The 12200-nt window shown below is 59.1% G+C and carries 8 protein-coding genes; 6 read left to right on the plus strand and 2 right to left on the minus strand.

Annotated features, from left to right (window positions below; genetic code table 11):
- Positions 1–48 precede the first annotated feature (48 nt).
- Complete coding sequence (locus PTE31013_RS24510) at positions 49–3015, minus strand: Tn3 family transposase (protein WP_048994455.1); 2967 nt, start codon at positions 3013–3015, stop codon at positions 49–51.
- A 146-nt stretch (positions 3016–3161) separates the two neighbouring features.
- On the opposite strand from PTE31013_RS24510, the gene PTE31013_RS24515 reads away from it, so the two are divergent.
- Positions 3162–4853: a site-specific integrase gene (locus tag PTE31013_RS24515; RefSeq protein WP_048994454.1), complete on the plus strand. Its 1692-nt coding sequence runs from the start codon at positions 3162–3164 to the stop codon at positions 4851–4853.
- A gap of 363 nt (positions 4854–5216) precedes the next feature.
- On the opposite strand, the gene PTE31013_RS24520 is transcribed toward PTE31013_RS24515, so the two are convergent.
- Entirely contained in the window at positions 5217–5918 is a 702-nt protein-coding gene (locus PTE31013_RS24520) for a FadR/GntR family transcriptional regulator (protein ID WP_048994500.1), read from the minus strand.
- A 151-nt stretch (positions 5919–6069) separates the two neighbouring features.
- On the opposite strand from PTE31013_RS24520, the gene PTE31013_RS24525 reads away from it, so the two are divergent.
- The 5 genes from PTE31013_RS24525 (at position 6070) to PTE31013_RS24545 (ending at position 11800) form a co-directional block, all read left to right on the plus strand.
- Complete coding sequence (locus tag PTE31013_RS24525) at positions 6070–6948, plus strand: fumarylacetoacetate hydrolase family protein (protein ID WP_048994499.1); 879 nt, start codon at positions 6070–6072, stop codon at positions 6946–6948.
- Positions 6948–7730, plus strand: coding sequence for an alpha/beta fold hydrolase (locus PTE31013_RS24530; protein WP_048994453.1), 783 nt, complete (start codon positions 6948–6950; stop codon positions 7728–7730). Before PTE31013_RS24525 ends, PTE31013_RS24530 begins: the two co-directional genes overlap by 1 nt.
- A 21-nt stretch (positions 7731–7751) precedes the next feature.
- Positions 7752–9083: a metal-dependent hydrolase family protein gene (locus PTE31013_RS24535; protein WP_048994451.1), complete on the plus strand. Its 1332-nt coding sequence runs from the start codon at positions 7752–7754 to the stop codon at positions 9081–9083.
- A gap of 271 nt (positions 9084–9354) precedes the next feature.
- Complete coding sequence (locus PTE31013_RS24540; protein WP_150609222.1) at positions 9355–10599, plus strand: MBL fold metallo-hydrolase; 1245 nt, start codon at positions 9355–9357, stop codon at positions 10597–10599.
- Positions 10600–10741: 142 nt separating this feature from the next.
- Positions 10742–11800, plus strand: a complete 1059-nt coding sequence (locus PTE31013_RS24545) for a porin (protein WP_080982279.1) — start codon at positions 10742–10744, stop codon at positions 11798–11800.
- The last annotated feature ends 400 nt before the right edge of the window (positions 11801–12200 follow it).

The raw sequence follows: 12200 nt of genomic DNA on the forward strand, positions 1-12200 counted from the left end.
GGGGCGGCTTCAGAATTCGGAAAATATTGCCCTCTAAGACCACGCGAGTTAGCGCTCGGCTGGACGCCGCAAGGGGCGGAACTTTCCTGCTTCCGGTTTATGGCTCATGCGCCACACGTAGTCGCCGGTCAGGTTGATATGCTCCCACCCCAAGGGCGACAAATAGGGATACAGCGCCGGATCGACCGGCATGCCGCGGCTCTCCATTGCCTGCACAGCGCGCTCAAGATAGACGGTGTTCCAGAGAACGATCGCCGCAGTCACCAGGTTTAGTCCGCTGGCGCGATACCGTTGTTGCTCGAAACTGCGATCGCGTATTTCGCCGAGACGGTAGAAGAAGATGGATCGCGCAAGCGCATTGCGGGCTTCCCCCTTGTTCAAACCAGCATGCGTGCGGCGGCGCAATTCGAGATCCTGAAGCCAGTCCAGGGTGAACAACGTCCGCTCGATGCGGCCGAGTTCGCGAAGCGCGACGGCCAAGCCATTCTGCCGAGGATAGCTGCCAAGCTTGCGCAGCATCAGGGAGGCTGTGACTGTGCCCTGCCGGATAGATGTAGCGAGGCGGAGAATCTCGTCCCAGTGAGACCGGATCAGGTTTTCCCGATACGTGCCGCCAATCATCGGTGCCACGGCCGGATAGTCATCTGGGCTACCTGGGATATACAGCTTTGTTTCCGCAAGATCGCGAATGCGGGGCGCGAATCGGAACCCGAGCAGGTGCATCAGGGCAAAGACGTGGTCGGTGAAGCCGTTGGTATCCGTGTAATGCTCCTTGATTCGCAGATCTGACTCGTGATGAAGCAGGCCGTCAAGTACGTAGGTGGAATCACGAACGCCGACGTTCACCAGCTTGGTGTGATATGGCCCATACTGGTCCGAGATATGGGTGTAGATCATCCGGCCGGGCTCCGAACCATACTTCGGGTTGACGTGGCCAGTGCTCTCGGCCCACCCGCCGGCCTTGAAACGCTGACCGTCTGAGGACGAGGTCGTGCCATCACCCCAATGCGCGGCAAATGAATGCGCCGACTGCGCGTTGATCAGCTCTGCCAAGCTTTGCGAATATGTGTCGTCCCGGATATGCCAGGCTTGCAGCCACGCCAGCTTGGCATACGTGGTACCGGGACAGGATTCTGCCATCTTGGTCAGTCCGAGATTGATGGCATCGGCAAGAATCGTCGTCAACAGCAACGTTTTATCGGAGGCTGGCTCGTCGGTTTTCAGGTGCGTGAAATGGTGAGTGAATCCGGTCCATGCATCCACCTCCATCAGGAGCTCGGTAATCTTGACGCGTGGCAGCATGAGGGACGTCTGGTCGATCAATGTCTGTGCCTCCATCGGGACAGAGGCGTCGAGCGGCGAGATCTTCAAGCCAGACTCAGTGATGATCGCATCCGGCAGCTTTTTTGCGGCGGCAAGCCGGTTAACGGTGGCCAGCTTCATTTCCAGTAGCCGGCGCCGCTCTTCCAGGAAACGGTCGCAATCGGTAGTTACCGGCAGTGGCAGCAAGCGGTTCTCCCTAAGCGCACCGAACTTTTCGGTCGGCAGCAGATATTCCTCGAAGTCCTTGAATTGCCGCGATCCTTCAACCCAGATATCACCGGAACGCAGGCGGTTCCTCAGTTCGGACAGTGCGCACATTTCATAGAACCGTCGGTCGATGCCGTTCTTGGTCTGTACCAGAGGCTCCCAACGTTTCTTGATAAAGGAGGTCGGTGCGTCGGCCGGGACCTTACGGGCGTCGTTGGCGTTCATTGTCCGGATCGTTTCGATCGCCGCCAGTAAGTCCCTGGCTGCCGGCGCTGCACGCAGTTTCAATATGTCGAGGAACTCGGGTACATAGCGACGCAGCGTGGAGAAGTAGTCGCCAACCAGATGCAGGAAATCGAAGGTTTCTGGCTGCGCAAGCTGTTCGGCCTCCGAGACGCTCTTCGTGAAAACGTGCCAAGGCATCACAGCTTCGATCGCCTCGAATGGGTCGCCGCCGCTCTCTTTGGCCTTCAGAAGGGCGCGGCCGATCTTCGAGTACTGGTGGATCTTGTCGTTGAGCGCCTTGCCTGACAGGTGAAACTGCTCGCGGTGCTTCTTCTTTGCCAGATTGAACAGCCGTCCAAGGATACGGTCATGGAGGTCGACGATTTCGTCGGTCACCGTTGCACGAGCCTCAACGACGATCGCGGTCAGCGTTGCGTGACGGCGTTGTTGCTCGAATTTCGCAAGGTCATAGGGTGTCATCTGGGCCCCCTCGCGGGCAATCTTGAGCAGCCGGTTCTGGTGAACCAGTCGTTCGATTCCATCTGGCAGGTTGATCGCTCGTAGCATCTTCAAGCGATTGATGTGCTGCAACATCTGGCGAGAACTGGCCTTGCCCGGAGGTAAGCGCAGCCAGGCAAGCCAGGTTAGGCGCCCATCGGGCCGGCGATGCAGAAGTTGATCCAGTTGATGTCGGTGGTGATCTGTGAGCGGTTCGGTCAAGACCTGGTATATGCGACGAGTTGCTCGCGTCACGGCTTCCGCACAGATGCGCTCCATTACGTTGACGCCGGGGAGCAGCAACGCCTGCTGCCTCAGAAAATCGATCAGTGCTGTGGCCAAGATGATTCCCTTGTCGGTCTGCTGCGCTAGCTCGACGAGTGCCTGCACTGCTGCGCGATAGTCGGCCATTGTGAAAGCACGCATCTGGAGCACGGCTTGCAGTTCTGCCTGATGCTCTCTACGGGTCTTATCGCGCCTTCCGTAGTCTTCCCAATGCGATGGCGCGATGCGTAGCTGACGAGCTACCATCTCGAGCAATGCTTGGGGTGGTTCCTCGCCGGCGGACAGCATGATGCCGGGATAGCGCATGTAGCAGAGCTGCACGGCGAACCCGAGCCGGTTTTCAGCGCCGCGACGCTGCCGGATTAGTGCAAGGTCCGTTTCATTGAACGTGTAGTGGCGAATGAGCTCGTCCTCACTGTCCGGGAAAGAAAGCAGACTTTCTCGCTCGGTGTTGGAGAGTACGGTACGACGTGGCATGCCATTCCTTGAAAAAACGGATTCCAGCGGGGGGCGCTACGCCGATTTCCGTGGGTAAGGTTTGTGAAAATTGTGCAGTCTATATCGTCGTGCTGAGATAATGGGTATTATCGCGTTATGCGTTTTCTGCAACGTAACCGATCCACATGAAAACGGGCCAGACCACTGCTTCCACTCCGACCGGCTTCCCGGATGCCGACTCGCTGGCTGCATTGCGTGGCTGGTACGCAGGGCTCAGTTCCCGCGTGGCTGTCGAGCACTACCTGGGGGCTCGCAAGGCCGCTGGCCAATCCGCGCGCGGGATATTGGGAAGTATCCGTCGGCAACTCATCGTGTTCGCTAACAGCCGCCACCGACCAGATCTGGCTAATGTGTTTCTGCACGCCCCCTTAGAGCGGCACGGACGTGCCGGTGCCATCGAACACGCGATCCGGCTGTTGTCAACGTTGCCGACTCCGCAGCCAGAAATCAGCGACGACATCGATCTATGGCTCTCGCCAAGGGCCGTCAGGGCGCTGCAGGCGCACGGCATCCGCACACTCTCGGAACTGACCGTCAGAATCCCGCGCCGGCGTGGCTGGTGGAAAGCGATCGATGGGCTTGGCATGACCGGCGCCCGACAGGTAGAGGCCTTCTTTGCCGCACATCCGCGCCTGACCGATCGCGCCCGGGCTCTGATTGTCGTCAGCCATCCCCACGGCATCGTGCCGTGGGAGCAGTTGCGTGTGCCGCGCGATGTCGATGGCTCGCAGGGCAGCTTCCGCGCACCGCGCGAGGCCTGCACGCTGAACGCAACGAACGATTATGAGGCGGTACACGCCTGGCTATCGCTCCACGAAACAGCCGCCACGCAGCGCGCGTATCGCAAGGAAGCCGAGCGGCTGATCCTTTGGGCAGTTGTCGAGCGGGGTCGGGCGCTCTCGTCGCTGACAACCGATGATGCCATCGCGTACCGGGCTTTCGTTCGGCGCCCAACGCCGCGCGAGCGCTGGGTTGGGCCGCCGCGGCCGCGTGACTCGGTGGAGTGGCGCCCCTTCTCAGGTGGCCTGTCGGCACGCTCGGCCGCCTATGCGCTCACGGTGTTGTCGGCCCTGTTCCGGTGGCTCATCGAGCAGCGCTACGTGCTGGCCAACCCGTTTGCCGGCATCAAGGTTCGCGGCCATGCCTCGCGACCGGCGCTGGATACGGCTCGAGGCTTTACCGAAGGGGAATGGCTACTGCTGCGGGCCATCGCGGACGGTCTGGAGTGGTCCTACGGCTGGTCCGAGCCGGCGGCGCAGCGCCTACGCTTTCTGCTCGACTTCGGCTATGCGACGGGTCTGCGCGCCAGCGAACTGGTCGGAGCCACACTTGCTAACGTCCGGCTCGACGAGCACGGCGATCACTGGCTGCATCTGGTCGGCAAAGGTGGAAAGCCAGGCAAGGTTGCCGTGCCGCCGCTCGCGTCGACGGCGCTCGACCACTACCTGGTGCAACGTCAATTGCCTGTAAGCCGGGAGCGGTGGAACCCGAAGACACCCGTGGTGGGCAGCTTGGGCGAGGATGGCGCCGTCGGCATTTCCGGTGCTCATCTTTGGCGCTTGCTGCGGCGGTTCTTTGTGCAGGCCGCTGACGCCATCGAAGCCGATCACCCAGTGGCGGCGGAGAAGCTGCGCCGTGCAACGCCCCACTGGATGCGGCACAGTCACGCCAGCCACGCACTGGCCCGCGGGGCTGAGCTCACCGCCGTGCGCGACAACCTGCGCCACGCGTCGATCGCCACCACGTCCATGTACCTGCACGGCGACGAACTTGAGCGTGCAAGGCAGATGCGGCAGGCATTCGGCGCTCGCAGATAGGCGCTCGAAACTGAGAGATTTTCGGGTGCCCGCATTCGCTGGTTGATGCCCTCATTGAATGCTGCAATGCAAGGGGCCAACAAATCGGAAACACGATTTCGCAGGCGGGTCGGCTGTCCCAGTTCGCCCCTCTGCCGTTCGCCCTCTCGTCCGGCTAACGGCAGCTTTCAAGGTACAACGGTCTTCGCTCTTTTCGCGGCGTTCGACAGGTGCTCGGCCAAAGCCGCCGGGCAACAGTTGACCGCGCGCGGCAAGCAGGGAGTTCCCGCTCTGCAGAAGTGCATCGACTCTGGTATTGCAACCGCAGTTCGATTGCCCCCAGCAGGAGCAAAATCCTATGACAGTGAATTGGCTAGATGATGGTTATCGTCCGAACAAGTTCCGTTGTATCTGCAGCAAGTGTTGCTCTATGACTTGGCGCGCAGTAACCTCGTCTCGGTCCTTCAGGGCATTCACCAGGGCCCGATGCTGTTCCTCGTAGGTGGTACGCCGTTCTGGGGTTAGCGAACGCTGCTTTAGCCGCCCCCATTCGCCTTGCTCGCGAACTTGCGTGGCCAGTTCCAGAATCTGCCGAATGAAGTTGTTGTGAGTCGCCACGGCAAGAGCTTCATGCAGAGCCCCGTCCCAGTGCTCAAACTCTTCTACCGTCTTCGCCTCTTCTGAGCGCTCGATACATTCGTCCATGCGGGCAAAGTCCTGCGGCGTCCCATACTGGACTATTAGCGACGGCAGCATGGGTTCGATCAGGAGCCGTGCCTGCATCAACTCAGCAGGACTGATTGCCCCAATGCCCTTGCCAGCCGCAGCCGCGGGAGTTGTCTCTGGCGCCGCGGCCACAAAGGTCCCGCTGCCGACCACTTGCGTGATGAGTCCACGGCTCTTCAGCTCTCCCAAGACCCGTCGAACGGCACCACGCGAAGCATTGAATCTTTCGCTGAGTTCTCGCTCGGCGGGCAGCTTGATGCCCACGGCCAACGTTCCATTGCTGATCTCCTCAACCAGATAGCGGGCAAGCTCCTTCGCCCCATTGGTGCGGACCACTTGGCTCACTTCGATTTCGCTCACGGCAGGCTGTTCAGTCACTTGTAATGCGTAAATTCTAGCATGCAGTACCAATTGGTCAATATTTTTTGCGAAGTGTCTTGCGTTGGTTCTTTTATGGTACTACATTGTGATCCACGTCCAGACCAATTTGGCACTTTCAGAAGAGGATGACATGAAATTTGCAACGCTCCAAACCGCGCAGGGGAAGCTAGTTTCACTGGTAAACACTGAGTCTCAGCAGTATTGGCCGCTCCAGGATTTGGTTCCTGGGTTCATTGGTGACATGATCCAATTGGTTCATGTCTTTCCCGAAATCAAGGACCGCCTGGCGCCCACCGGCGAAGGCAAGCCCCTCTCGCAGGCGATTGTGCTCGCCCCAATCGAGCAGCCGCGCCGCAATATCTTCTGCGTCGGCAAGAACTACCACGAGCACGCGAAAGAATTCTCGCAATCCGGCTTCGACAGCAGCGCCAAGGAGGGTGAGCACGCCCCAGAAGCGCCGGTTGTCTTTACAAAGCCCGCCTCAACGGTCATTGGCCCGGGCAAGAAGGTACCAAGCCACCCGAACGTGACGAAGCAACTAGATTACGAGGCAGAACTGGCAGTCGTCATCGGCAAGGCCGGCCGTGCGATCCGCAAGGAAGACGCGTACAAGCATGTCATCGGCTACACCATAGTGAATGACTTCACCGCCCGCGACCTGCAGAAGACACACCGACAGTGGTTCCTTGGCAAGTCATTGGACGGCTTCTGCCCGATGGGCCCGTATCTCGTCACGGCAGATGAAGTCGACGTCGAAAATCTTGACGTGAAGTGCTGGATCAACGACGAACTGCGCCAGGAGTCCAACACCAGCCAGCTCATTTTCGACATTCCCACGCTAATTGAGACCATCTCTGCCGGCATCGAGCTGCAGCCCGGCGATGTCATCGCAACAGGCACCCCCGCAGGTGTCGGCATTGGCTTCAACCCGCCGAAATTCGTAAAGGCCGGCGATGTCATGCGCATTGAGATCACTGGCCTGGGCACCCTGGTCAACGAGGTGGAGTAATGACGACCGAAGTGATCAACGGCCTCGCCGTCGAGATATACGGGGATGGCCAGCCTTTGCTGTGCATCCACGGTCTTGGCGGATCTTCGAACACCTGGACTCCAGTCCTTCCCGCGATGGAAGGCTTCAAGGTAATCCGAATCGACCTTCCGGGAAGCGCACGTTCCGCGCTGCCCGCCGAGTCACTCTCCATTGCAGGCTATGTCGCTGCGATCGCAACGACCCTGGATGCGCTCGCCGCGCAACAGGTTCACGTGGCTGCTCACAGCTTGGGAACCATCATTGCCCAGCACTTCGCAGTGACGTTCCCTGAGCGGGTTCAGAGTCTAGCTTTGTTCGGGCCCCTACTCGCTCCGCCTGAGCAAGGCAGGCCTGCCATTCATGCCAGGGCCCAGCTAGCTCGCGAGGGAATTAGCGGCATGCAGCAAATCGCCGATGCCATCGTCAACGGCGCGACCAGCCGCGAAACGAAGGAGCAGCAACCCGCTGTCCTGGCGTTGGTCAGGGAAAGTGTGATGCGTCAGCCCCCCGAAGGCTACGCCCAAAGCTGCGAAGCCTTGGCGGCGGCCCAGCCGGCGCAAGTTGAACAGATCAGCGTCCCAACGCTATTGGTGACGGGGGACCAGGACGGTGTTGCGCCGCCCGCTACAGTGCAGGCCATGGGCGAACGCATCGCTGGCGCCAACGTCTTTGTCCTGACCGGTTGCGGACACTGGACAACCTTCGAAAAACCGATCGAGTGCGGCAACTTGCTGCGCGAGTTCTACCGCGATCAAAGCTAAACCAGTTTGGAGGAGACAACAATGACCAAAACAGTATTCCACAACGTCACCATTTTCGACGGCACCGGCTCGGACCCCTATACTGGTTCCGTGCTGATTCAAGACGACCGCATTGCCTCCATCGTTCGAGGCGACCAGGAAATTGACGCGCCGGACGCGCGCGTTTTCGACGGTCGCGGCCGTTTCCTGATGCCCGGCATGACAGAGGCACACACGCATTTTTCCTGGAACGACCAGCCCTCGCTGTCGGCCATCCAGTTCATGCCCCCCGAGGAGCACATCCTCTGGTGTGTGCGCGTCGCAAAGCGGTACCTCGACATGGGATGGACCTCTGCCATTGGTGCTGCCGCGGCTAAGCCTCGGCTTGACGTCGTCCTGCGCAACGCCGTCAACGCGGGGGAGTTCCCTGGTCCGCGCTATCTGGCAGGCAGCCAGGAAATCACCACCATCGGCGGTCTCGGCGACAACACCCTGCCGCACCTGCCGTTTGAAGCGCTGAGTTTTGGTAGCGTCTGCAGCGGCCCCGAAGAAATTCGCCGCTCCGCACGAACGTTCATCAAGTACGGCGTCGATCATCTCAAGATCAATCTGTCCGGCGAATACATTGCAGGCTTGCCTGCGGAACTGTCGCCTTTCTCGGAAGAGGAAGTCGCCATGCTGGCTGCCGAAGCAAAACGTTACGGCAAGCGGGTCGCAGCGCACGCACGATCGAGCGAGTCAGTCAAACAATGTGTTCGTCACGGCCTGGAACTGGTCTACCACGCCAGCTTCGCCGACGAAGAGGCGCTCGACATGCTGGAGGCCAACAAGGACAAGCACTTTGTGGCGCCCGGTATTGGCTGGCTTGTCAGGACTTGCTTCAACGCGTCTGAATATGGCATCACGCCCGAGGTCGCTGCAAGAATGGGTTATAAGCGCGAGCTCGAGATTGCCTCGGAGACCCTCTCGAAGATGCACAAGCGCGGCATCCGTATCCTTCCTGGCGGCGACTACGGCTTTGCATGGCTGCCGCATGGCACCAATGCAAATGATCTGCAGTACTTTGTCGACTACATCGGAATGACGCCTAAGGAAGCGCTCTTGGCGGCCACCAAACTTGGCGGGCAGATCATGATGCGTCCGGATGAGCTCGGCCAACTCCGCGAGGGCTTCATCGCCGACGTTGTCCTGATCGATGGCAACCCACTAGAAGACCTGAGCATTCTCACCGATCCGAATCGTATCGCGCTGGTCATGAAGGACGGTGTCATTCACAAGGAATGTAGGGATGTCCGTCCGCCCAGTGCGGCCCTACATATCGCCAGCGAGGATCGTCCGCTCGTCGATGAAGGTGTGCGTAAGGCAATGCACTGAAGGACCAGGGGAAGGCGCCAGTCAATCGCCAACTGACGACATGCGTCGGTTGGTGCGAGGACTCGCCTACTCCCCGAGTGAGTGGCGGGCACTGACGCGCGAAACTGTGTAGCACAACCCCAAAGCCATAGGCAAGGCAGAAAGGATGTCCCGCATAAGTTCTCTGTTCAGTCAAAGGGGTATTGCTCGCTACATAAGGCAAGCGAATTGGTAAGAGCAGCCAACGGCATCGACCCAACAACGATTGGCGTGGCAGTCAGGAGGAGACGCAATGTGTGATTGTATTGGCCAAGCGCTTGAGCTTGGCATGAGCCGCCGTGGTTTTTTTAAGTCTGGATGGAAACTCGCAGGTGCGGCTGGACTACCACTACTGGTCGGGCAGCCCTTAAATGCCGCGGAGGTGTCCAACCGTGAAGCAGCGGTTTCCGCATCGAAAGTTGCAGCGCAGCAGTTCGATACGCGGTTGGTCCTGCTTGGCACTGCCGGCGGACCAGTTTGGTGGCCGAATTGTGATCGAGAAGGCATTTCATCGGCCTTGGTCGTAGGCGATGCCGTCTATGTCGTCGACTGTGGTGACGGCGTCGGCAAGCGATATAAGCAGGCTGGATTGGGACAAAATAACTTGGTGTCTGGCATGTCCGGTATGGAGAATCTGCGAGGCATCTTCCTGACGCACTTGCACTCCGACCATACGGTTGATTACTTCAACCTGTTCCTCTTTGGCTGGTATAACGGCCTGACCGGGGTGAAGCAGCCGGTGCACGTCTATGGACCAGGACCGCGCGGCCAACTGGAGCCAATTTTCACTCCTCCGGGTCAGCCTCCCCGGAAAGAGCCGGCACTGGTCAATCCTGAAAATCCCACGCCTGGTACGGTCGATATGACCAATTATCTTTATCAAGCGTTTGCGGTGGATATCAACGACAGGCTGCGAGATGCTGGCCGGCAGGACCTGCGTGAGCTCATCAAGGTCCACGACATCAAACTCCCGCACATTCCGGGCTTCAAGAGCCCGAATGAAACGCCCGAACCCGAAATGGCACCCTTCGTCATCCATGAGGACGATCGCGTCCGCGTGTCCGCGACGCTCGTCAACCATTTCCCTATCTGGCCAGCCTACGCTTACCGTTTCGATACCGATGATGGGTCGGTGGTCTTTTCCGGTGACACATGCCCGAGTAAGAATCTGATTCGGCTTGCCAAGGACGTGGATGTCCTCGTCCATGAGGTGATAGATGTCGCATGGGTCGATGCCTTGTTTCCGCCGCCCGTCACAGCCAAGGAGGAGGCATTCAAGAACCACCTGCTCAGTTCGCACACATCAATCGACGACGTCGGCAAAGTCGCGGAGGCGGCAGGTGCCAAGACGCTCGTGTTGTCGCATATCGCGCCGGGCCATGCGCCGAAAGAGAATCTAATGCGCGCTCAACGCAATTTCTCCGGCCAATTGATTGTAGGCGATGACCTAATGCAAATCGGCGTTGGGCGGAAGCGCTCCAAACGAAAGAGCGGCTAACCCGCCGCACGATAGGCGGCCCCGTCGGGACGGGATCGATAGCCGCCAAGATCCGTCCATGAGGGGTGGCAGCCCTGCCATCCCTCTGACCCTCTGAAAACACCGCCCAATCCGGGTGGCAGCCCAGAATGAAAGTTGCCCTATGAAACGGACGCTTATTGCAGCCGCAATCGCTACTGCCTGCTCGTACACCCATGCACAATCGTCCGTCACTCTCTATGGCGTGGCAGATGCGGGCGTGGAGTTTCTGAACCATGTCCCCAATGCAGCCGGCCAAGCCAATAGTCTGGTACGCATGACCTCCGGGAACACTGCCGGCAGTCGCTGGGGCCTGCGCGGAGTGGAGGATCTCGGGAACGGACTGAAAGGCGTATTCGTGCTGGAGGGCGGCATGGCTCTGGATTCTGGCATGGCCGTGCAAGGCGGACGGCTGTTCGGTCGAAAAGCATATGTTGGTATAGACAGCAGCCGATTTGGACAGATTACGCTCGGCCGCCATCACAACCTGCTCTTCGATCTGATCATCTCATTCGACCCGATGCTGTTCGCTCCAAAGTATTCGTCGTTCAATCACGACGCCTGGCTGGCGGGGCGAACCGATAACTCAGCGAAATACACCGGTACGTTCGGCGGGTTGACGGTTGCGGCACTCTACAGTTTCGGTGTCGATTCAAGCGTGGCCAATGGTTCCGAGGTTCCGGGAAACAGTCGAGTTGGACGGGATATGAGCGCTGGGTTCACGTATCAGGCCGGCAAATTCCGCGTCGGCGGTGCCTACGACCAACTCAACGGCAGTTCTGCCGTTACGGATGGTAAGACCGAGCGTCGCTATGTGGGAGCGGTGGCTCTCGATATAAATCCTGTTAGCGTGTATGTGGGTTATCGCCGGTTAGTAAGTCAACTCGTGACATCGATGCCACGAACGGACCTTCTTTGGGCAGGTGTGAACTGGAATCTGGCGCCATCCTTTGCATTAACAGGTGCAGCCTATAAGACCAATGACCGGACCTCGGCAAAAGACCCTGTCTCCTTTGTGCTGTCAGCCGACTATCGCTTTTCCAAGCGCACTGACGCCTACATCACGGCCTCCTATACAAAGAACAATGGCGGCTCAGCACTTGGCGCTAACGGCTACGACGGCTCAGTATTGCCCGGGAATAACCAGTTCGGTACAGTAATCGGGCTGCGCCATAGTTTTTGACCTGCAGTACTCCCTCTCGCAAGTCCGCGCTGTGCCATGAGCAAGTGCAATCGCATGGAAGGAATACGAACCAGGCAAGCATATCAGGGCTGAGACTTGGTCGAGCCATGTTCACCGGTTGTCCACTTTGACCGATGAAGGAACGTTCATCTCGTCAGTTGAATGGCCTCTTTTTTGGGCGAAGCCGACGTCTGACCGTCCGAGTGGCGCGACGGCCGAATGGCCCATCCTGGCCGTTCGGCGCCCTCCAACCACCCGCGTCACACGATACGTTGCGCCGCACAAGACGAATTCAACCACGAAATACGGATACCCAGATCTTCTTGCTGGCTGCGAGCCAACGTCTGCGATAGGACAAAAGTCTTAACGGGCAATATTTTCCGAATTCTGAAGCCGCCCC

Source organism: Pandoraea terrigena (assembly GCF_902459705.1).
In the GTDB taxonomy this organism is placed as follows: Bacteria; Pseudomonadota; Gammaproteobacteria; order Burkholderiales; family Burkholderiaceae; genus Pandoraea; species Pandoraea terrigena.